This is a genomic window from Pseudomonas sp. D1-1 (genome assembly GCF_051132225.1).
Classification (GTDB): domain Bacteria; phylum Pseudomonadota; class Gammaproteobacteria; order Pseudomonadales; family Pseudomonadaceae; genus Aquipseudomonas.
On the sequence record NZ_CP071676.1, the window covers coordinates 1870805 to 1890325 of the forward strand.

The following is a 19521-nucleotide window of genomic DNA, read 5'->3' on the forward strand; positions in this document are numbered from 1 at the left end:
TCTCTTATTGTTGTGAGGGAGACTTACCAGCGTTCGTTCCAGGGGCGCAGATCCAGTTCGAAGGTCCAGGCATCCCGCGGCTGGGTATGCAAGTACCAATAGTTTTCGGCGATGTGCTCCGGGCCGAGGATGCCGTCTTCTGCCCTGGTTGCGTACTTTTCCGGGAAATTATCGCGGATGAAGTCAGTGTCGATGGCGCCATCCACCACAACATGGGCTACATGAATATTCATCGGCCCCAATTCTCGCGCCATGCTCTGGGCCAAGGCCCGGATGCCATGCTTGGCCCCCGCAAATGCGGCGAACCCTGATGCCCCGCGCAAGCCTGCCGTGGCGCCAGTAAACAGGATCGTGCCGCGCTGACGTTTGACCATGCGCCTGGCTACTTCTCGAGCATTGAGGAAACCTGAAAAGCAGGCCATTTCCCAAATCTTGAAATATTTGCGAGCCGTCTCTTCGAGAATGCTGCAAGGCACGTTGGCGCCGATGTTGAATACGAAGGCTTCGATCGGGCCAACCTGCTCCTCGATTTGCTCGATCAGTGCGATCACATCATCTTCCTTGCGTGCGTCGCAGGCAAAACCGTGGGCTTCACAGCCCTGGGTACGGATTTCATCGACCAAAGCTTCGAGCTTGTCAGCGTTGCGGCGAGTGACGCAGGCCACGAAGCCTTCCCGAGCGAAACGCCGGGCTATCGCGCCACCAGTAGCATCGCCAGCTCCCACTACCAGTACCACCTTCTTGTTATTCATGATTGGCCTCATTGGTAAACGGTCGTTAGCTAAACGGACGTTATGCTAAGATTCGCCGAGCGTCAAGATGAGCATCCAGAGGCAAGCACATGCGTTATTCAGCCAATCACAAGATGGAAACCCGAGAGAAACTGCTGACCAGCAGTGCCATGTCGGCCAAGAAATCAGGATTTTCGACGGTCGGGGTAGATGGCCTGATGAAGGCGATCGGTCTTAGCGGCGGGGCGTTCTACAGCCATTTCTCATCCAAGGATGAGCTTTTCAAGGCGATCGTCGAGCGCGAGTTGAGCCAGAGCCTGGAGCGCTTGAGTGGTAACGGCGTCATGGACTCGATGAAACTGGAGCGTTGCCTCAAGCAGTACCTGAGCATGAGCCATGTGGAGCAACCCGAGGCTGGTTGCGCCTTGCCGGTTCTGGGGGCTGAGATTGCGCGTTCGGATATGTCGGTGCGTGAGGCCGCGCAAAGCTGGATCTGCCGCCTGCACGAAAGCTGGGCGCGGATACTTGAGAGCGATAGCCTGGCTTGGGCGATCCTGTCTCAATGCGTGGGTGCGCTGGTTGTTGCGCGAATGCTGGCAGCGCCTGAGCTCCAGCAGGAGGTTCTCAGGTCCAGCCATGACGAGATCAGCCATCGCCTGGCCGAACGACAGTCCAGCTGAAGCGCCGCCTATTTGCAGATGACGATCATGCTGCGGCTGGTGTATCCGGCTGGATTGAGCCCGAAAGGATAGTCCCCAGGCTCCTCAACGGCGTCACCTGATTTGGCGATGATTTTGTAACCCTTGGGCGCGCATGAGTTGGCGGCGCTGGCCCTGCACTGGTCCCAGGAAGAGGACAGGCCGGAGCAGTTGATATGCAGGCCTTTTTTTCCGCGTTTGACTTCGATTTTCGACGTCGCCGCGCAGCCCGTAACCGCTAGTACGGCGATCAGTATCAAGATTCGTTTCATTCCCGTCCTTAATGCCGCCGCGGATCTTATGCCTACGTACGGCTGCGTTCGCTTTCGCTTCAAGCGTTCATGACATCCTGTACGAAAAAATCCATGTCTGACATTAGGTTACGGGGCTAAACATGGCCTAAATGCGCGATAAATACCAGACCTGCGTTAGAACGTTATCAATCTGCGGCAATGGCGGGCTTGGCAGAGTCGCCCATGGTCAACGTAGCGCCGATCGACGCGAGGATGATGCAGGTTATGGCTGCCCATTGGGCCAGGGATAGATACTCCTGGAGAAACAGCAGCCCCGATAGCGCGCCGACCGCAGGCTCGACGCTCATCAGTGTGCCGAAGGTGCGGGCTGGTATGCGGGTGAGTGAGATCATTTCCAACGTGTAGGGCAGGGCGGTTGACAGAATGGCGACGCCAATGGCGACAGGGATGAGGCTCGGGGTCAGCAAAGCGGTCCCGGCATGCACGATGCCGATGGGGGCTACGAACAAGGCTGCGATCATGACGCCGAGCGCAGCGGTCTGCACACCATTGTCCGCCCCGGCCTTCTGGCCAAACAGGATATACAGGGCCCAACAGACCCCCGCCCCCAATGCATAGCCGGCTCCGATCAGGTCGATGCCCGCGCTGGTGGCTCCGGTGGGTATTAGCAGGAGCAAGCCAACCACCGCCAGGGCGATCCAGAGAAAATCAATCGCCCGGCGCGAGGCATAGATAGCGACTGCCAAGGGGCCGGTGAATTCCAGAGCCACTGCAATGCCCAGTGGAACGGTACGAAGCGACATATAGAAGAGAAAGTTCATGCCGCCGAGCGCCAGCCCATAGACAATCACCGTGCGCAAGGATTGGGCGGTAAGTTTGGCTCGCCACGGCCGCAGCAGTATCAACATGATAAGGCTTGCGAAAATGAGCCGTAGCGTCGTGGTGCCTTGCGCACCGACTACAGGGAACATGCTTTTGGCAAGAGAGGCTCCAGACTGGATGGATGCCATGGCTATTAGTAGCAGGGCAACCGGATACAAGGTGGTTGCCAGGCTGCGATGTGGTGAAGTCATTGCGGAGTGTCATCCAGAAGTAGGGCAGGGAAACAAGGTGAGCAATATAGTGCGCATTTCAATCGGCGCAGTCTACATACATGACGGCTCGGGGTTCAGTTGTGCATATACAGCTGAAAACTGAAAATAATGGTTGACGGCAAATTCTGGATGTCTATAATTCGCCCCGCTTCCGGCGCAGTCGAAACGGAAAACTCCTTGAGTTTCAATGAGTTAAGTGGGTTTCGAAAGTGTGCGGCTTCAGGTCATCGAAGCGCGGAAGGAGTGGGCAGGCCGGCTTGATGGGCGCTGTCGACGGTTCGATCCTCTCGATCGAAAGCGGTAAAAAAGAGGTGTTGACAGCAGCGACTAACGCTGTAGAATTCGCCTCCCGCTAACGAGAGATCGGAAGCGCAAGTGGTTGAAGTTGTTAAGGATTTCCAAGCGAAACTTTGAAAACTTCTTAAAATAACCGCTTGACAGATACACGGGGCGCTGTAGAATGCGCGCCTCGGTTGAGACGAAAGGCTCAACCCACCGCTCTTTAACAACTGAATCAAGCAATTCGTGTGGGTGCTTGTGGGGTCAGACTGCTAGTCAACAGATTATCAGCATCACAAGTTACTCCGCGAGAAATCAAAGATGTAACCAACGATTGCTGAGCCAAGTTTAGGGTTTTCTCAAAACCCAAAGATGTTTGAACTGAAGAGTTTGATCATGGCTCAGATTGAACGCTGGCGGCAGGCCTAACACATGCAAGTCGAGCGGCAGCACGGGTACTTGTACCTGGTGGCGAGCGGCGGACGGGTGAGTAATGCCTAGGAATCTGCCTGGTAGTGGGGGATAACGCTCGGAAACGGACGCTAATACCGCATACGTCCTACGGGAGAAAGCAGGGGACCTTCGGGCCTTGCGCTATCAGATGAGCCTAGGTCGGATTAGCTAGTTGGTGAGGTAATGGCTCACCAAGGCGACGATCCGTAACTGGTCTGAGAGGATGATCAGTCACACTGGAACTGAGACACGGTCCAGACTCCTACGGGAGGCAGCAGTGGGGAATATTGGACAATGGGCGAAAGCCTGATCCAGCCATGCCGCGTGTGTGAAGAAGGTCTTCGGATTGTAAAGCACTTTAAGTTGGGAGGAAGGGCAGTTACCTAATACGTAATTGTTTTGACGTTACCGACAGAATAAGCACCGGCTAACTCTGTGCCAGCAGCCGCGGTAATACAGAGGGTGCAAGCGTTAATCGGAATTACTGGGCGTAAAGCGCGCGTAGGTGGTTCGTTAAGTTGGATGTGAAATCCCCGGGCTCAACCTGGGAACTGCATTCAAAACTGTCGAGCTAGAGTATGGTAGAGGGTGGTGGAATTTCCTGTGTAGCGGTGAAATGCGTAGATATAGGAAGGAACACCAGTGGCGAAGGCGACCACCTGGACTGATACTGACACTGAGGTGCGAAAGCGTGGGGAGCAAACAGGATTAGATACCCTGGTAGTCCACGCCGTAAACGATGTCAACTAGCCGTTGGGAGCCTTGAGCTCTTAGTGGCGCAGCTAACGCATTAAGTTGACCGCCTGGGGAGTACGGCCGCAAGGTTAAAACTCAAATGAATTGACGGGGGCCCGCACAAGCGGTGGAGCATGTGGTTTAATTCGAAGCAACGCGAAGAACCTTACCAGGCCTTGACATCCAATGAACTTTCCAGAGATGGATTGGTGCCTTCGGGAACATTGAGACAGGTGCTGCATGGCTGTCGTCAGCTCGTGTCGTGAGATGTTGGGTTAAGTCCCGTAACGAGCGCAACCCTTGTCCTTAGTTACCAGCACGTTATGGTGGGCACTCTAAGGAGACTGCCGGTGACAAACCGGAGGAAGGTGGGGATGACGTCAAGTCATCATGGCCCTTACGGCCTGGGCTACACACGTGCTACAATGGTCGGTACAGAGGGTTGCCAAGCCGCGAGGTGGAGCTAATCCCACAAAACCGATCGTAGTCCGGATCGCAGTCTGCAACTCGACTGCGTGAAGTCGGAATCGCTAGTAATCGCGAATCAGAATGTCGCGGTGAATACGTTCCCGGGCCTTGTACACACCGCCCGTCACACCATGGGAGTGGGTTGCACCAGAAGTAGCTAGTCTAACCTTCGGGAGGACGGTTACCACGGTGTGATTCATGACTGGGGTGAAGTCGTAACAAGGTAGCCGTAGGGGAACCTGCGGCTGGATCACCTCCTTAATCGACGACCGCAGCGGCTCCATGAGCTCCCACACGAATTGCTTGATTCATTGAAGAAGACGATTGGGTCTGTAGCTCAGTTGGTTAGAGCGCACCCCTGATAAGGGTGAGGTCGGCAGTTCGAATCTGCCCAGACCCACCAATTTCATGGTGTCCCCTGTAGCGATACGGGGCCATAGCTCAGCTGGGAGAGCGCCTGCCTTGCACGCAGGAGGTCAGCGGTTCGATCCCGCTTGGCTCCACCATTACAGATTGGTACCAACGTTTAAAGCTTAGAAATGAGCATTCCACCGTACGGTGCCTGAATGTTGATTTCTAGTCTTTTGATTAGATCGTTCTTTAAAAATTTGGGTATGTGATAGAAAGATAGACTGGACGTTACTTTCACTGGTAACGGCTCAGGCTAAGGTAAAATTTGTGAGTTCTCTTAGTTGAGAAATTCGAATTTTCGGCGAATGTCGTCTTCACAGTATAACCAGATTGCTTGGGGTTATATGGTCAAGTGAAGAAGCGCATACGGTGGATGCCTTGGCAGTCAGAGGCGATGAAAGACGTGGTAGCCTGCGAAAAGCTTCGGGGAGTCGGCAAACAGACTGTGATCCGGAGATGTCTGAATGGGGGAACCCAGCCATCATAAGATGGTTATCTTGTACTGAATACATAGGTGCAAGAGGCGAACCAGGGGAACTGAAACATCTAAGTACCCTGAGGAAAAGAAATCAACCGAGATTCCCTTAGTAGTGGCGAGCGAACGGGGACTAGCCCTTAAGCTTCTTTGATTTTAGCGGAACGCTCTGGAAAGTGCGGCCATAGTGGGTGATAGCCCTGTACGCGAAAGGATCTTAGAAGTGAAATCGAGTAGGACGGAGCACGAGAAACTTTGTCTGAATATGGGGGGACCATCCTCCAAGGCTAAATACTACTGACTGACCGATAGTGAACTAGTACCGTGAGGGAAAGGCGAAAAGAACCCCGGAGAGGGGAGTGAAATAGATCCTGAAACCGTATGCGTACAAGCAGTGGGAGCCCACTTTGTTGGGTGACTGCGTACCTTTTGTATAATGGGTCAGCGACTTATTTTCAGTGGCGAGCTTAACCGAATAGGGGAGGCGTAGCGAAAGCGAGTCTTAATAGGGCGTCTAGTCGCTGGGAATAGACCCGAAACCGGGCGATCTATCCATGGGCAGGTTGAAGGTTAGGTAACACTGACTGGAGGACCGAACCGACTACCGTTGAAAAGTTAGCGGATGACCTGTGGATCGGAGTGAAAGGCTAATCAAGCTCGGAGATAGCTGGTTCTCCTCGAAAGCTATTTAGGTAGCGCCTCATGTATCACTGTAGGGGGTAGAGCACTGTTTCGGCTAGGGGGTCATCCCGACTTACCAAACCGATGCAAACTCCGAATACCTACAAGTGCCGAGCATGGGAGACACACGGCGGGTGCTAACGTCCGTCGTGAAAAGGGAAACAACCCAGACCGTCAGCTAAGGTCCCAAAGTTATGGTTAAGTGGGAAACGATGTGGGAAGGCTTAGACAGCTAGGAGGTTGGCTTAGAAGCAGCCACCCTTTAAAGAAAGCGTAATAGCTCACTAGTCGAGTCGGCCTGCGCGGAAGATGTAACGGGGCTCAAACCATACACCGAAGCTACGGGTATCACGTAAGTGATGCGGTAGAGGAGCGTTCTGTAAGCCTGTGAAGGTGAGTTGAGAAGCTTGCTGGAGGTATCAGAAGTGCGAATGCTGACATGAGTAACGACAATGGGTGTGAAAAACACCCACGCCGAAAGACCAAGGTTTCCTGCGCAACGTTAATCGACGCAGGGTTAGTCGGTCCCTAAGGCGAGGCTGAAAAGCGTAGTCGATGGAAAACAGGTTAATATTCCTGTACTTCTGGTTATTGCGATGGAGGGACGGAGAAGGCTAGGCCAGCTTGGCGTTGGTTGTCCAAGTTTAAGGTGGTAGGCTGAGATCTTAGGTAAATCCGGGATCTTAAGGCCGAGAGCTGATGACGAGTTACCCTTTGGGTGACGAAGTGGTTGATGCCATGCTTCCAAGAAAAGCTTCTAAGCTTCAGGTAACCAGGAACCGTACCCCAAACCGACACAGGTGGTTGGGTAGAGAATACCAAGGCGCTTGAGAGAACTCGGGTGAAGGAACTAGGCAAAATGGCACCGTAACTTCGGGAGAAGGTGCGCCGGTGAGGGTGAAGCACTTGCTGCGTAAGCCCACGCCGGTCGAAGATACCAGGCCGCTGCGACTGTTTATTAAAAACACAGCACTCTGCAAACACGAAAGTGGACGTATAGGGTGTGACGCCTGCCCGGTGCCGGAAGGTTAATTGATGGGGTTAGCTAACGCGAAGCTCTTGATCGAAGCCCCGGTAAACGGCGGCCGTAACTATAACGGTCCTAAGGTAGCGAAATTCCTTGTCGGGTAAGTTCCGACCTGCACGAATGGCGTAACGATGGCGGCGCTGTCTCCACCCGAGACTCAGTGAAATTGAAATCGCTGTGAAGATGCAGTGTATCCGCGGCTAGACGGAAAGACCCCGTGAACCTTTACTATAGCTTTGCACTGGACTTTGAATTTGCTTGTGTAGGATAGGTGGGAGGCTTTGAAGCGTGGACGCCAGTCTGCGTGGAGCCATCCTTGAAATACCACCCTGGCAACTTTGAGGTTCTAACTCAGGTCCGTTATCCGGATCGAGGACAGTGTATGGTGGGTAGTTTGACTGGGGCGGTCTCCTCCTAAAGAGTAACGGAGGAGTACGAAGGTGCGCTCAGACCGGTCGGAAATCGGTCGTAGAGTATAAAGGCAAAAGCGCGCTTGACTGCGAGACAGACACGTCGAGCAGGTACGAAAGTAGGTCTTAGTGATCCGGTGGTTCTGTATGGAAGGGCCATCGCTCAACGGATAAAAGGTACTCCGGGGATAACAGGCTGATACCGCCCAAGAGTTCATATCGACGGCGGTGTTTGGCACCTCGATGTCGGCTCATCACATCCTGGGGCTGAAGCCGGTCCCAAGGGTATGGCTGTTCGCCATTTAAAGTGGTACGCGAGCTGGGTTTAGAACGTCGTGAGACAGTTCGGTCCCTATCTGCCGTGGACGTTTGAGATTTGAGAGGGGCTGCTCCTAGTACGAGAGGACCGGAGTGGACGAACCTCTGGTGTTCCGGTTGTCACGCCAGTGGCATTGCCGGGTAGCTATGTTCGGAAAAGATAACCGCTGAAAGCATCTAAGCGGGAAACTTGCCTCAAGATGAGATCTCACTGGGACCTTGAGTCCCCTGAAGGGCCGTCGAAGACTACGACGTTGATAGGCAGGGTGTGTAAGCGCTGTGAGGCGTTGAGCTAACCTGTACTAATTGCCCGTGAGGCTTGACCATATAACACCCAAGCAATCTGTAGACTCGAAAGAGGCCAGATTGCGGTGTGTGAAGACGCAATGAACCGAAAGTTCGAGTCAAAACCCACAAACTATCGCATACCCATTCGCTGGAACGTGACCGCAAGGCACGCGCTGGCTACCGAATTTCTTGACGACCATAGAGCATTGGAACCACCTGATCCCATCCCGAACTCAGAAGTGAAACGATGCATCGCCGATGGTAGTGTGGGGTTTCCCCATGTGAGAGTAGGTCATCGTCAAGATTAAATTCCGAAACCCCTATCTGCTGACGCAGGTAGGGGTTTTGTTTTGCCCGCAAGAAAATTGCCCTGAGGACATCCTCTTCGACACCATCAATCAAGCCCCAGGTACCGGGCAGCTCAGGTCTCCTTCTTCGCAGTTAAGGTACGTCTTGAACGCCTCTACTCGCGCCTTCGTCAGGGCTGTAATGCAGTCATTCTGAATCATCGGATAGACGCTCCCCCCTTCGGCACCAGAAGCAGAAAAGCTGCATTCGGCGTCACGGAAGTCAATCCAGGCTCGCTGTGCCTTGACCAGCAATTGCTTGGCCTCGGCATTGTCTTTCAAACGCGCTGTGATCTGTTTGTACAGGCTGTTCAGTTCCTTGTCGGCGGCCTTTGTCTCTTGGGCTGCACACTGGTTTATGTCGCCTTGGGTCGTGGCGTTGGTACAAACGTCAGCCTGGACAGCGCCAATGAACAACAGCGGAATCAGGGGCAGCAACAAACGGGTGTACATCATCAATCGCTCCATGAGGGGTAAAAACTGCTGGAGGAGTGTAACCAAACAAGGCGTTGATACAACTTTACGGTTGGCCTTGTGGTCTTACAGGCCTAATGTTGAACACAGGAGGTGACGACCCATGCATCTATCTGATCGTATCGAAAGAAAGATCTTGTTGAAGGCGCCGCGTTCGCAGGTCTGGCGAGCCATGGCCAATGCTGAAGCCTTCGGCCAATGGTTTGGCGTGGATCTCGCGGGCAAGCGGTTTGTCGCCGGTGAGCGCACCCAAGGGCAGATTACCTATCCGGGTTATGAGCATCTTGTGTGGGATGTCCTGGTGGAGCGTGTCGAACCCGAGCGAGTGTTCTCGTTTCGCTGGCATCCTTACGCAGTGGAGCCGCAGACCGACTATTCCCAAGAGTCCGAGACGCGTGTGCTATTCGAGCTTGAAGACATGGGCGGTGGCACTCTGCTGAAGGTAGTGGAGTCGGGGTTCAATGACATTCCCGAGGCGCGTCGACTCAAGGCTTTCCGAATGGACAGTCGTGGTTGGGATGAACAGATGGCCAATATTGAAGAGTATCTGAACAAGCCATGATGGATCCCAAGGACCAAACGCCGGTTACCTGACCGGGCTAAGGGTTTCCGGAAGGGGTGATATGGCGAATGTCTTACACGGCTTGGTAGCTATGTCCTCTGTTTCACTTTGGATCCGACGCGTAATCTAGCCTCATCCACTGAAGCACAGGAAGTGCTCAGGATCAGGGACGATCGACCTTGCAAGGATGGCTACCGACAGGGAGTCGTAATGGTCTTGGAAAAACCCGCTTCGGCGGGTTTTTTTTCGCCTGTAGAAAAGTAACAGTGGCGCATAGCGAAACGCTTACGTTGCGACGCTGCTTTCTCGTCTTTTTCTGCCTATTGATCCCCTCTAATCTATATCCATCCACTGAGTACAGGGAGTGCTTGGGGTCATGGATGATGGGACCCGGCATGGAGTGCCTGACAGGAAGTCAATCTGGTCCTTGAAAAACCCGCCTAGGCGGGTTTTTTTTCGTCCAAAGGATAGCCCCGTCATGCCAGGCGCCGTCCGATGGTGCGGTCAGCGCCATCAGCAGCGAGAGTCTGGCCGCCAGGAGTGCGATCGGCGCCGTCTGCTGCTACTGACTGCGAAGGCTCAGGCGACTGGGTAAAGAATCGATCCTGTTGCTGGCTTGGCAATGCGAAAGCGCTGGCGCTCAGGACAAGGCTGGTAACGGCGATCAAGGAATTGAAAGTTTTCATGGCAATGACTCCGGTCGTATCAAAGGGTTGAGTGCCGGGTCGTTCAGACGTCGAAATCTGCTGAACCCGTTGCAGCCCGGACGGTTGTCTTGCTGCATGGGTTCAGAGTAGGGGCGAGGTGGCTAGGGTCGTTAGTCGGATACTGCCCTCGGTTTGCCTGATCCTGTTTGTATGCAGAATCAGGCGCTGCTCGCTTGCAACGCCTGGGCGCGAAGGCGAGCGACGTCCTTGCTCGGTGAGGCGCCGAATAGACGGCTGTATTCACGGCTGAACTGCGAGGGGCTCTCGTAGCCCATCTTGTAGCCGATTGACGAAACATCGCTGTTCTCCGCCAGCAGCAGTCGTCGGGCTTCCTGCAGGCGTAACTGTTTCTGGTATTGCAACGGGCTCATGGCGGTCACGGCCTTGAAGCGATGATGCAGTGCCGAGGGACTCAGATTGATCATCTGCGCCAGGCTGTCGATGCTCAATGGTTCGGCGTAATGGGTGTTAAGCCACTCGATGGCGCGGCTGATGCGGTGGGTCTGTGTGTCAGGAATAGCGATTTCGTGCAGCCGCCTGCCTTGGGCGCCTCGCAACAGTCGATAGAAAATCTCTTTCTGGGCCAGTGGCGCGAGGGTGGCGATGTCGTCCGGGCTGTCGAGCAGTCGCAGCAAACGCAGCATTGCGTCGAGCAGCGGCTCGTCGATGCGGTCCAGGAACAATCCGCGATCGGCTCTTTCGCTCGGTACGCCAATTGGGCTGGCATCGGCGATCAACTGGCAGATCTGTGCCGGGTCGATGTCCAGGCGTATGCACAAGTACGGTTGCTCGGGGCTGGCCTCGATCACCTGGCCGGCCAGCGGCAGCGTCACCGAGACCACCAGGTAATTGAGCGGATCGTAAACATAGCGCTCGTCAGACAGCGTGACTTCCTTGCGCCCCTGGACAATCACGCACAGCCCGGGCTTGTGCACAACGTGCAAGGCCTCGGTGGGTTGATCGCTGCGGATCAGGTGCAAGGCCTCGATGGCCGTTGCGTGGACACCATATTCCGGTGCGAAGCGCTTCATCAGGTTCGCCAGCTCGGCGCGACGCTGATCTACGCCGTTAATGGGCGTGATGGTGATGGACGTGGATACCGACATGCCGATCAATCTCCCTGGCCAATTTAATGGATCGCGCTAGTAAAACTGATTGCAGCCGTAACGACCAGAGGCGTTATCGTTACAGGATCGTGCAAATGCGCAGGAGAATCCGGCTAACCGAAGCGCCTGACACCCTCCTAATCTGGACCTGTCAAAACGCTCCCACCGGGAGCCAACGCATCCAGACGAGGAAACCATCATGTCCGATATTCAAAACAAGGTAGTGGTCATCACTGGCGCCAGCAGCGGGATTGGTGAGGCGGCAGCACGGTTGTTGGCGGCCCGCGGGGCTTGCGTGGTGCTTGGCGCCCGGCGCGTGGAGCGCTTGCAAGCGCTGGTGCAGGAACTTGAAGCCGCCGGTCACCGGGCTGCCTGCAAAGTCGTGGACGTGACCCGTCGCGACGATGTCCAGAGCCTGATCGATTTCGCCGTCGAGAAATTCGGCGGGCTTGACGTGATCATCAATAACGCCGGCGTCATGCCGCTCTCCAAGCTTGAGGCGCTGAAGGTCGAGGAATGGGGCCGCATGATCGACGTCAACATCCGTGGCGTGCTCCACGGCATCGCCGCCGGCCTGCCGTTGATGCAGCGCCAGCGCAGCGGACAGTTCATCAATATTGCCTCCATCGGTGCGTACACCGTCAGCCCGACTGCCGCTGTGTACTGCGCGACCAAGTTTGCCGTACGGGCGATTTCCGAAGGCCTGCGCCAGGAGGTGGGTGGGGATGTCCGGGTGACGGTGATTTCCCCCGGCGTGACCGAGTCGGAACTGGCGGAAAGCATTTCCGACGAAGGCGGACGGGCCGAGATGCGCGAGTTCCGCAGGATCGCCATCCCCGCAGAGGCCATCGCTCGGGCAATTGCCTATGCGATCGAGCAACCGGCAGACGTGGACGTCAGCGAATTGGTGGTGCGGCCGACGGCCAGCCCATTTTAAAACCTGGCGACCACTAGGAGACGTCCCGTGAGAAAGGCATTTGGAGATCAGGACAAATTCGTCGGCCTGTGGGTGACGGCCGATGGCGTGATTCGCCATCGGTTGCTTCCGGGCGGGCGCTACGACGAAGCGCGGGGCACTCGGGAGAGTGCCTATGAGGGCGACTATTGGCTGCAGGACGACCATATCGAATACCACGACGATACGGGTTTCACCGCCGACGGGGATTTCCGCGATGGCGTGCTGTATCACGCCGGAATGGTCCTGTATCGCCAGGAAGAATAGGCCATCCAAGCCAGGCACCGGATTGCTGTGCCTGGCTGAACCTGCCGCTACGCTGTTTCCAAGCGTGCCGCAGCCCGCTGGGTGATCTGCGAGCGCACGCGGAACGATTCCGCCGAACGCCGGTTGGCCTCTTCGAGCACCAGCGTCGGCGCGGTGTCCGGGGAACCTGCGGCGAACGGCGGAGCCGGTGCGTATTCAAGCTGCAATTGGACCAGCTCGGCGGTGTCCCGGTCGAACAGCTCGGCCGCCAGGGTCAAGGCAAAATCGATTCCCGCGGTGATGCCGCCACCGGTAAGCAGGTTGCCGTCGCGGACCACACGGTCCTTGACCGGCGTCGCCCCCAGCGGCTGCAACAAACTGTGGAAGGCCCAGTGGGTGGTGGCGCGCTTGCCGCGCAACAATCCCGCCGCGCCGAGTACCAGCGCACCGGTGCACACCGAGGTGATGTATTTGGCGTGAGTGGCCTGGCGTTTGATGAAGGCCAGGGTCTGCTCATCTTCCATCAACGGACCGACGCCGCTACCACCGGGGACACAAATGACGTCGAGCTTCGGACAGTCCTCGAATGTGGTGGTTGGCAGCAGGACCAAGCCCGTGCTGGAGGTAACCGGCGCCAGGTCTTTCCAGATCAGATGCACTTTCACATCTGGCAGCGAAGCCAGCACGTCATAAGGCCCGGTGAGGTCCAACTGCTGAACCTGGGGGAATAACAGAAAACCGATCTGCAACGTCATGTCGCTTGCTCCTTTGGATGATTGCCCGAGAGGGTGGACGGTTTGACTTTAGACTCGTAGGATCTGGCGTATTCGCCAATAAGCCCTCGAATCACGCCAATATGCCAAACACAGCAAAAACCGTTCATGTGCTGGCCTTCGCCAACGTACAAGTGCTGGATGTCACCGGGCCTCTGCAGGTCTTCGCGTCGGCCAATGACCTGGTTCGTGGACAAGGCTTGCCGGCGCCGTATGCGCCGACTGTTATTGCTGCGGGTGGCGGGGCGGTGATGTCGTCGGCGGGGTTGGCGCTGATGGCCGAACCACTGCCCAGCGAGGGCAGTGACACCTTGTTGATTGCCGGCGGTTGGGGCGTGTACGAAGCCGCGAAAGATCCTGCGCTGGTGGCCTGGGTCAAGGATCAGGGAGCGTGTTCGCGAAGAGTCGCATCGGTGTGTACCGGGGCGTTTCTGCTGGCGGCCAGTGGCTGGCTGGACGGACGACGGGTGGCGACCCATTGGACCCGCTGCGAACAGCTGGCCCGGCAACATCCAGAACTGCAGGTCGAACCCAATCCGATTTTCATCAAGGATGGTTCGGTCTGGACCTCGGCTGGAGTCACGGCCGGCATTGACCTGGCGTTGGCGCTGGTCGAAGAGGACCTGGGCCGGGCGATGGCGCTGGAGGTGGCGCGGCATCTGGTGGTGTTCCTCAAGCGCCCCGGGGGACAGTCGCAGTTCAGCGCTACCTTGGCGTTACAGGAGCGGGGTGGTCGCTTCGATAAACTGCACGCCTGGATCGCCGAAAACCTCACCCGCGACCTGGGCTTGTCGAGCCTGGCCGCCGAGGCCGGTATGAGCGAGCGCAGCTTTGTCCGTCATTACCGCGCCGAGACCGGCCAGACCCCGGCCCGTGCGGTGGAACTGATCCGCGTGGAAACTGCCCGGCGGCTGCTCTGCGACAGTGCGGTGCCGATCAAGCGCGTCGCCCTGCAATGCGGCTTCGGCAGCGAAGAAACCTTGCGTCGCAGTTTTCTCCGGGGCATGGGCGTGACGCCCCAGGCTTATCGCGAGCGGTTTGCGCTCAGCCCTCAAGCAAATCCAGCAATGCCCTGAGCGTGGCTTCAGGTGCTTCCTGAGGAATGTTATGGCCGACGCCGGCCAGCACGCGGCGCTCGTAGCGTCCGGTGAAATACGCGGCATCTTCGTCGTGCTCGGGCGCGGGTCCCACGCCGTCATCTGCGCCGCACAGGGAAATACTCGGCACGCTGATGGCCGGTTGCGCCGCCAACTGTTCCTCCATCCATTCAAGCGTCGGATCTCCCGGCGCGTACATGAAGCGATGGCGATAGGAATGAATCACCACCTCGACAAAATCCGGATTATCAAACGAAGGCGCGCTCAGCGGATACAGCTCCGCACCGCGCGCCCAGGTCGGCGACCACAGGCGCCAGAGCAATTGGCACAGCTCGCGTCGGTTCTGCTTCAGGCCTTCGACGCCTCGGTCGGTGTGGAAGTAATACTGATACCACAAGCGGTATTCGGTTTCCGGGTCCAGTGGCTGGGTTGATCGAGGAATATTCTGCAGGTTGTAGCCATCGCCGGTGACCAGGCAGCGAACGCGCTCGGGCCACAACGCGGCGACAATGCATGCGGCGCGGCCACCCCAGTCATAGCCGCACAGCGCAGCCTGGGGAATGCCGAGTGTGTGCATCAGGTCCAGCAGGTCCTGGGCCAGTGCCGCTTGCTGGCCGGAGAGGGCAATCGCGGGATTGTTGAAACGGGTCGGGCCGTAGCCGCGCAGGTACGGCACGATGACTCGATAACCGCGTTGGGCCAAGGGCGGGGCAACCTCGTCAAAGGCCCGCGGGTCATAGGGAAATCCGTGCAGCAGGATAATCGGCTCGCCGCTGGCGGGGCCGTGCTCCTCATAGGCGATGCGCAGCAGCGGCGTTACCGCAAAATTGATCCTGGGCGCAGATGTCATGTCGGTCTCCGGCTTCACTCGGTTGGGGTCAGGCGGGTTCCTGGTTCACATATTTGGCCCGGTCTGGCGTGAATGTCACGATCATGCTCGTGTTGGAGCAGGTCAGGGTACGTTCCTCGGCCAGGTCGATGTCCAGGTCTTCGCCGCGCAGGCCCTGCCATTGGGCCAGGTACTTGAGGCAACCGAACTTGGCGGTCTTCTTCAGGCTGCGGCTGACCCCGCCTTTCCAGCCCAGCACCGGCAGCTCTCCGGCGAGACAACGTTGCGCCAGTTCAGGGAACCTCTGCGCCCGGTCGCGGCCGACTTCCCAGCATTTGATCAAGCCCTTGTCCGGGCCGTCCCAGAGTTCTTCGCGGCTCAGCCCGGTTCGGGGTTCGGTGGTGATGGGGCGTTTTATATGCGTCATGGTCGGGTCCTTGAGTCGGGTTCTTATCGGGCAGCTCCGCTGCACCCGTGAGTGCGTCGATCTTAGGAGAGGGGGGCGGGGCTGGCAACCTGAAGTGGGGAGTGACCATCAAATCGGTACAGCTTTTGTGGCGAGGGGATTTATCCCCGTTGGGCTGCGCAGCAGCCCCAAGTCTGCATCTCGGTGTACCAGGCTAAAAGCATAAAATTCTCGAGGGGCTGCTACGCAGCCCAGCGGGGATAAATCCCCTCGCCACAAGGGTGATGTGGTCCTACAAAAAATTTGGCGAATCAGAATTTTCCGACGAGTCGTGGCGGTTGGTGGTTCGGAAGTTGTGGGGATAGGCTTTGTTCGTCGCTGCAAAATCAGCGACCGGGCTTGGTCACCTGTTAAATGTCAGGCGCACTTTGCGCAACTGAGCATCTAGGCGTTTTTGTCGGTATGCTTTGCGGCGGGCTGTGCGCGGGGCACTCTTGAGTGCGCCGGGTGCCTGACTTCCCGGTTGACCAACCTGCGTATAGCCCACCACCCTCGTTTGGTCACGAGGTGGGGTGAGCTCAATATCAAGTCAGGAGTTTCACAATGGTCAAGATCACCCCCAATCCCCCAGAAAAAGCCGAAAACCTGTCCGGCCATCCCAACCCTGACACCCAGGACGGCCAGATATTTTCCGCCGTCGCGGACATCAACACCGAATCCATACTGACCACCCTCAGCGAAACCCTGGCCTCGGCCAACGCCATGGCCAGCGACCTGGCGTTCGATCTGGAAGGCTCCCGACGGCATGTCGCGCTGGGGCTTCAGCAGTTGATCGAGTTGGGAACGCTGCTGGCCAACCGAGCGCTGGATAACATCGAACTGGCGGAGCCACCGCGCTAGCCGGAGCACTGCAGGCCTTGTGGTGAGGGGATAAATGCCCTCACCACAAGGGATAATCAAAATCCCTCACGGCTGCCAATGATTTTTCTCCCCGCTCAACCTGCGGTCCAGGAAACTCGCCGCGCTGATCAGCGCCAGATGGCTCAGCGCCTGGGGCAGGTTGCCCAGGTGATAACCATGGCTGTCGAATTCCTCGGCATACAGCCCAAGCGGATTGGCGTAGCGCAGCAATTGTTCGAATTCCAGTTGGGCTTTCTCCACGCGGCCGGCGCGGGCCAGGCACTCGACGTACCAGAACGAGCAGGCGACGAACGAACCTTCGGTGCCGCTGAGGCCGTCGATCGAGCCGTCGTCGGTGCGGTAGCGATAGACCATGCCGTCGCGCACCAAATCTTTCTCGATGGCGTCCAGCGTTGACAGCCAGCGCGGGTCGCGGGCACTGACGAAGCGAACCAGCGGCATCAACAGCATCGAGCCGTCAAGGGCGGTGCTGCCCAGGCGCTGGACGAAGTGCTGGTGTTCGTCGTTCCAGAAATTCGTCCAGATGTCTTCATAGATGGCCTGTCGAGTCTCGTCCCAACGCGCGAACGGGGCGGGCAGGGAACGTTTGCTCGCCAGGCGGATGGCACGGTCCACCGCCACCCAGCACATCAGCCGCGAATGCAGGAAATGCTGCTCCTCGCCGCGCATTTCCCAGATACCCACGTCCTTGTCCCGCCAGATTTCGCATACTTGGTCGACCACATCGACCGTGTGTTTCCAGCCTTGGTGGGAGATGGCTTCGCCGTATTTGTTGACCAGGTACACCGCATCCATCAACTCGCCGAAGATGTCCAACTGAACCTGCTGGTAGGCGAGGTTGCCGATGCGCACCGGACGCGCGTTGCCGTAGCCGCTCAGGTGCGTCAGCTCGGTTTCCGGTAGTTCGAGCCGGCCGTCCAGGCCGTAGAGGATGTTGAGCTTGGTCGGTTGTTCGCGGCAGTCGCTGACCCGGCCGCGCAGCCAGCGCATATAGGCGTTGGCTTCGTCGACAAAGCCCAGGCGCATGAACGCGTAGACGGTGAACGAGGCGTCGCGGATCCAGGTGTAGCGGTAATCCCAGTTGCGTTCGCCGCCGCGTGTTTCCGGCAGGCCGAAGGTGGCGGCGGCGAGGATCGCGCCCTGTTTGCGCGAGGTCAGCAGCTTCAGCGCCAACGCCGAGCGGTTGACCATTTCCCGCCAGCGGCCACGGTAGTTGGATTGGCCGATCCAGCCGCGCCAGAACGCCAGGGTTCGTTCCAGGCACAGGGCACTGGTGTCGTCCACCAGGCGCGGGTCGTCGATGCCCCCCAGGAGAAATTCGGCGGTCTGGCCTTGGCCCAGGGTGAACCCGGCCACCGCCGCCTGGCCATCCAGGGTCATGGGCTGGTCGGCGCACAGGCGCAGGCTCGGTTGCTGCGGGGCCTCGAAGATGACGTGGTCGCCGTCCTGGCGCGCGGTAGTCGCGGCGCGTGAATAATCATGGCGCACCGCGCAGCGCATGCGAAACGTCGCGCTGCCGACTGTCATGCGCACTCGGCGCATCAAGACCGGCAAATCATCCTCGCTGTCGCCAATGGGCAGCAGATCGGTGATTTCCACCACCACGCCATCGCTCAGCCAGCGGGTCTGCAAGACATTGGTGTCGGGCAGGTAGATTTGCTGGCGACGGGCATCCGGCAAATCCGGAGCAAGCTGAAAGATGCCCGCCTCAGGGGTGTCGAGCAGTGAACAGAAGATCGACGGGCTGTCGAATTCCGGCCAGCAGAAAAAATCCACGCTGCCCCGATCGTTGACCAGCGCCGCCGTGCGCATGTCACCGATGATGCCGTGGTTCTCGATCGGGCTCTGCGGTTCGTCACGATCAGCCATTGCCGCGGAACCCCGGATAGAGGCTCATCCCGCCATCGATGAACAGCGTGGTGCCCACCACATAATCGGACAGGTCCGACGCCAGCCAGACCACCGCGTTGGCGACATCCTCCACATTGCCGACCCGGCCGTAGGGAATCAGCTGCAACAGCTCCTGTTCCTTGTCGCCCTCCATGGCCTCACGGTTGATGGCTGTGCGGATGGCGCCGGGGGCGATGCTGTTGATGCGGATGCGCTGGTGACTGGTTTCCTGGGCCAGGGTCTGCATGAGCTGATCGATGCCGCCCTTGGACGCCGCGTAATTGACGTGGCCGGCCCAGGGGATGCGCTGGTGCACCGAACTCATGTGGATGATCTTGCCGGCGGCCCGGGACACACCCTGGCGAATGCCCTGGCGGTTGAAAATGCGCAAGGCCGCGCGGGCGCAAAGGAACTGGCCGGTGAGATTGACGCCGATGACGGCGTTCCAGTCGTCCAGGCTCATGTCGACGGCGGCGGCATCTTTTTGCAGGCCGGAGTTGGCGACCAGGATGTCCAGCGCGCCGAACGCGTCCACGGTCTGGGCAAATAGCCGCTCGACGTCCTGTTCCTTCGACACATCGGCACCAATGGCGATGGCTCTGCCGCCGCTGTCGTTGATTTCGCGGGCCAGGTCTTCGGCGGGGCCGGCGCTGGAATGGTAATTGAGCACCACGGCGGCACCGGCCGCCGCCAGTGCCCGGGCCGAACCTGCGCCAATGCCGGAGCTGGCGCCGGTAACCAGAGCAACTTGTCGGGCAAGAGAAATCTGCATGGGATAGCACCTTGAACTGAGGGCCTTACTTGCTGACTGACGACAGGTGCGCAGAGTTCATTTGCGGGCGGCAGTCTTCACATTTCACCGACAGTTTTGCGCTTTCCCCGGCAC

The 19521-nt window shown here is 57.8% G+C and carries 17 protein-coding genes, 2 tRNA genes and 3 rRNA genes; 11 read left to right on the top strand and 11 right to left on the bottom strand.

What is annotated here, in order from left to right:
- Nucleotides 1-23 precede the first annotated feature (23 nt).
- Nucleotides 24-752, bottom strand: coding sequence for an SDR family oxidoreductase (locus J3P86_RS08570; RefSeq protein WP_434699936.1), 729 nt, complete (start codon nucleotides 750-752; stop codon nucleotides 24-26).
- An 89-nt stretch (nucleotides 753-841) separates the two neighbouring features.
- Between J3P86_RS08570 and J3P86_RS08575 the strand changes: the two genes are divergently transcribed.
- Nucleotides 842-1411 carry a TetR/AcrR family transcriptional regulator gene (locus J3P86_RS08575; protein WP_434625039.1) on the top strand — a complete coding sequence of 190 codons (570 nt, stop codon included), beginning with the start codon at nucleotides 842-844 and terminating at the stop codon, nucleotides 1409-1411.
- An 8-nt stretch (nucleotides 1412-1419) separates the two neighbouring features.
- Here J3P86_RS08575 and J3P86_RS08580 read toward each other — a convergent pair whose 3' ends face one another.
- Both J3P86_RS08580 and rhtA read right to left on the bottom strand, forming a co-directional pair.
- On the bottom strand, nucleotides 1420-1701 hold the full coding sequence (locus tag J3P86_RS08580; RefSeq protein WP_434699937.1) for a hypothetical protein: 282 nt from the start codon (nucleotides 1699-1701) through the stop codon (nucleotides 1420-1422).
- Nucleotides 1702-1868: 167 nt separating this feature from the next.
- Nucleotides 1869-2756: a threonine/homoserine exporter RhtA gene (rhtA, locus tag J3P86_RS08585; protein ID WP_434699939.1), complete on the bottom strand. Its 888-nt coding sequence runs from the start codon at nucleotides 2754-2756 to the stop codon at nucleotides 1869-1871.
- 678 nt (nucleotides 2757-3434) lie between these two features.
- On the opposite strand from rhtA, the gene J3P86_RS08590 reads away from it, so the two are divergent.
- The 5 genes from J3P86_RS08590 to rrf all read left to right on the top strand — a co-directional run bounded on the left by J3P86_RS08590 (nucleotide 3435) and on the right by rrf (nucleotide 8626).
- Nucleotides 3435-4973, top strand: a 16S ribosomal RNA gene (locus tag J3P86_RS08590).
- 65 nt (nucleotides 4974-5038) lie between these two features.
- A tRNA-Ile gene (locus J3P86_RS08595) sits at nucleotides 5039-5115 on the top strand.
- 27 nt (nucleotides 5116-5142) lie between these two features.
- Nucleotides 5143-5218 (top strand) — tRNA-Ala (locus J3P86_RS08600).
- Between the two features lie 251 nt (nucleotides 5219-5469).
- Nucleotides 5470-8361, top strand: a 23S ribosomal RNA gene (locus J3P86_RS08605).
- A gap of 149 nt (nucleotides 8362-8510) precedes the next feature.
- Nucleotides 8511-8626 (top strand): 5S ribosomal RNA (gene rrf / locus J3P86_RS08610).
- The 16S, 23S and 5S rRNA genes sit together here with 2 tRNA genes alongside, the layout of an rRNA operon.
- 94 nt (nucleotides 8627-8720) lie before the next feature.
- On the opposite strand, the gene J3P86_RS08615 is transcribed toward rrf, so the two are convergent.
- Nucleotides 8721-9122 carry a lysozyme inhibitor LprI family protein gene (locus J3P86_RS08615; RefSeq protein WP_434574251.1) on the bottom strand — a complete coding sequence of 134 codons (402 nt, stop codon included), beginning with the start codon at nucleotides 9120-9122 and terminating at the stop codon, nucleotides 8721-8723.
- Between the two features lie 124 nt (nucleotides 9123-9246).
- On the opposite strand from J3P86_RS08615, the gene J3P86_RS08620 reads away from it, so the two are divergent.
- Nucleotides 9247-9705, top strand: coding sequence for an SRPBCC family protein (locus tag J3P86_RS08620; protein WP_434603372.1), 459 nt, complete (start codon nucleotides 9247-9249; stop codon nucleotides 9703-9705).
- A gap of 476 nt (nucleotides 9706-10181) precedes the next feature.
- On the opposite strand, the gene J3P86_RS08625 is transcribed toward J3P86_RS08620, so the two are convergent.
- Both J3P86_RS08625 and J3P86_RS08630 read right to left on the bottom strand, forming a co-directional pair.
- Nucleotides 10182-10391, bottom strand: a complete 210-nt coding sequence (locus tag J3P86_RS08625; protein WP_434699941.1) for a hypothetical protein — start codon at nucleotides 10389-10391, stop codon at nucleotides 10182-10184.
- A gap of 179 nt (nucleotides 10392-10570) precedes the next feature.
- Complete coding sequence (locus J3P86_RS08630; RefSeq protein WP_305495957.1) at nucleotides 10571-11518, bottom strand: AraC family transcriptional regulator; 948 nt, start codon at nucleotides 11516-11518, stop codon at nucleotides 10571-10573.
- Nucleotides 11519-11717: 199 nt separating this feature from the next.
- Between J3P86_RS08630 and J3P86_RS08635 the strand changes: the two genes are divergently transcribed.
- On the top strand, nucleotides 11718-12455 hold the full coding sequence (locus J3P86_RS08635; protein WP_434699942.1) for an SDR family oxidoreductase: 738 nt from the start codon (nucleotides 11718-11720) through the stop codon (nucleotides 12453-12455).
- Between the two features lie 27 nt (nucleotides 12456-12482).
- The gene (locus tag J3P86_RS08640; protein WP_434569274.1) at nucleotides 12483-12740 is read left to right on the top strand and encodes an Atu4866 domain-containing protein; all 258 of its coding nucleotides are present in this window, start codon (nucleotides 12483-12485) and stop codon (nucleotides 12738-12740) included.
- Between the two features lie 47 nt (nucleotides 12741-12787).
- Here the strand turns inward: J3P86_RS08640 and inhA are convergent, their stop codons facing one another.
- Entirely contained in the window at nucleotides 12788-13474 is a 687-nt protein-coding gene (gene inhA / locus J3P86_RS08645) for an isonitrile hydratase (protein ID WP_434699943.1), read from the bottom strand.
- Nucleotides 13475-13575: 101 nt separating this feature from the next.
- On the opposite strand from inhA, the gene J3P86_RS08650 reads away from it, so the two are divergent.
- Nucleotides 13576-14568, top strand: coding sequence for a GlxA family transcriptional regulator (locus J3P86_RS08650; RefSeq protein ID WP_434699944.1), 993 nt, complete (start codon nucleotides 13576-13578; stop codon nucleotides 14566-14568).
- Here the strand turns inward: J3P86_RS08650 and J3P86_RS08655 are convergent.
- Both J3P86_RS08655 and J3P86_RS08660 read right to left on the bottom strand, forming a co-directional pair.
- On the bottom strand, nucleotides 14537-15439 hold the full coding sequence (locus J3P86_RS08655) for an alpha/beta fold hydrolase (RefSeq protein WP_434699945.1): 903 nt from the start codon (nucleotides 15437-15439) through the stop codon (nucleotides 14537-14539). The two genes, J3P86_RS08650 and J3P86_RS08655, sit on opposite strands and share 32 nt — an antisense overlap.
- 28 nt (nucleotides 15440-15467) lie before the next feature.
- Nucleotides 15468-15845 (bottom strand): hypothetical protein, encoded by a 378-nt coding sequence (locus J3P86_RS08660; protein ID WP_434699946.1) that lies wholly within the window; start codon nucleotides 15843-15845, stop codon nucleotides 15468-15470.
- Nucleotides 15846-16427: 582 nt separating this feature from the next.
- Between J3P86_RS08660 and J3P86_RS08665 the strand changes: the two genes are divergently transcribed.
- Nucleotides 16428-16724, top strand: coding sequence for a DUF6124 family protein (locus J3P86_RS08665; RefSeq protein ID WP_434699948.1), 297 nt, complete (start codon nucleotides 16428-16430; stop codon nucleotides 16722-16724).
- 66 nt (nucleotides 16725-16790) lie between these two features.
- Here the strand turns inward: J3P86_RS08665 and J3P86_RS08670 are convergent, their stop codons facing one another.
- Together J3P86_RS08670 and J3P86_RS08675 are read right to left on the bottom strand one after the other, a co-directional pair.
- Complete coding sequence (locus J3P86_RS08670) at nucleotides 16791-18614, bottom strand: glycoside hydrolase family 15 protein (RefSeq protein WP_434699950.1); 1824 nt, start codon at nucleotides 18612-18614, stop codon at nucleotides 16791-16793.
- Nucleotides 18607-19407 carry an SDR family oxidoreductase gene (locus J3P86_RS08675; protein WP_434695433.1) on the bottom strand — a complete coding sequence of 267 codons (801 nt, stop codon included), beginning with the start codon at nucleotides 19405-19407 and terminating at the stop codon, nucleotides 18607-18609. Before J3P86_RS08675 ends, J3P86_RS08670 begins: the two co-directional genes overlap by 8 nt.
- Nucleotides 19408-19521 lie beyond the last annotated feature (114 nt).

What these genes read in the sequence shown, in the direction of transcription:
- J3P86_RS08630 (WP_305495957.1), bottom strand. Translation starts at nt 11,518, where the DNA reads ATGTCGGTATCCACGTCCATCACCATCACGCCCATTAACGGCGTAGAT.
- inhA (WP_434699943.1), bottom strand. Translation starts at nt 13,474, where the DNA reads ATGACGTTGCAGATCGGTTTTCTGTTATTCCCCCAGGTTCAGCAGTTG.
- J3P86_RS08655 (WP_434699945.1), bottom strand. Translation starts at nt 15,439, where the DNA reads ATGACATCTGCGCCCAGGATCAATTTTGCGGTAACGCCGCTGCTGCGC.
- J3P86_RS08675 (WP_434695433.1), bottom strand. Translation starts at nt 19,407, where the DNA reads ATGCAGATTTCTCTTGCCCGACAAGTTGCTCTGGTTACCGGCGCCAGC.
- J3P86_RS08625 (WP_434699941.1), bottom strand. Translation starts at nt 10,391, where the DNA reads ATGAAAACTTTCAATTCCTTGATCGCCGTTACCAGCCTTGTCCTGAGC.
- J3P86_RS08575 (WP_434625039.1), top strand. Translation starts at nt 842, where the DNA reads ATGCGTTATTCAGCCAATCACAAGATGGAAACCCGAGAGAAACTGCTG.
- J3P86_RS08620 (WP_434603372.1), top strand. Translation starts at nt 9,247, where the DNA reads ATGCATCTATCTGATCGTATCGAAAGAAAGATCTTGTTGAAGGCGCCG.
- J3P86_RS08615 (WP_434574251.1), bottom strand. Translation starts at nt 9,122, where the DNA reads ATGTACACCCGTTTGTTGCTGCCCCTGATTCCGCTGTTGTTCATTGGC.
- J3P86_RS08570 (WP_434699936.1), bottom strand. Translation starts at nt 752, where the DNA reads ATGAATAACAAGAAGGTGGTACTGGTAGTGGGAGCTGGCGATGCTACT.
- J3P86_RS08660 (WP_434699946.1), bottom strand. Translation starts at nt 15,845, where the DNA reads ATGACGCATATAAAACGCCCCATCACCACCGAACCCCGAACCGGGCTG.
- rhtA (WP_434699939.1), bottom strand. Translation starts at nt 2,756, where the DNA reads ATGACTTCACCACATCGCAGCCTGGCAACCACCTTGTATCCGGTTGCC.
- J3P86_RS08580 (WP_434699937.1), bottom strand. Translation starts at nt 1,701, where the DNA reads ATGAAACGAATCTTGATACTGATCGCCGTACTAGCGGTTACGGGCTGC.
- J3P86_RS08665 (WP_434699948.1), top strand. Translation starts at nt 16,428, where the DNA reads ATGGTCAAGATCACCCCCAATCCCCCAGAAAAAGCCGAAAACCTGTCC.
- J3P86_RS08635 (WP_434699942.1), top strand. Translation starts at nt 11,718, where the DNA reads ATGTCCGATATTCAAAACAAGGTAGTGGTCATCACTGGCGCCAGCAGC.
- J3P86_RS08670 (WP_434699950.1), bottom strand. Translation starts at nt 18,614, where the DNA reads ATGGCTGATCGTGACGAACCGCAGAGCCCGATCGAGAACCACGGCATC.
- J3P86_RS08650 (WP_434699944.1), top strand. Translation starts at nt 13,576, where the DNA reads ATGCCAAACACAGCAAAAACCGTTCATGTGCTGGCCTTCGCCAACGTA.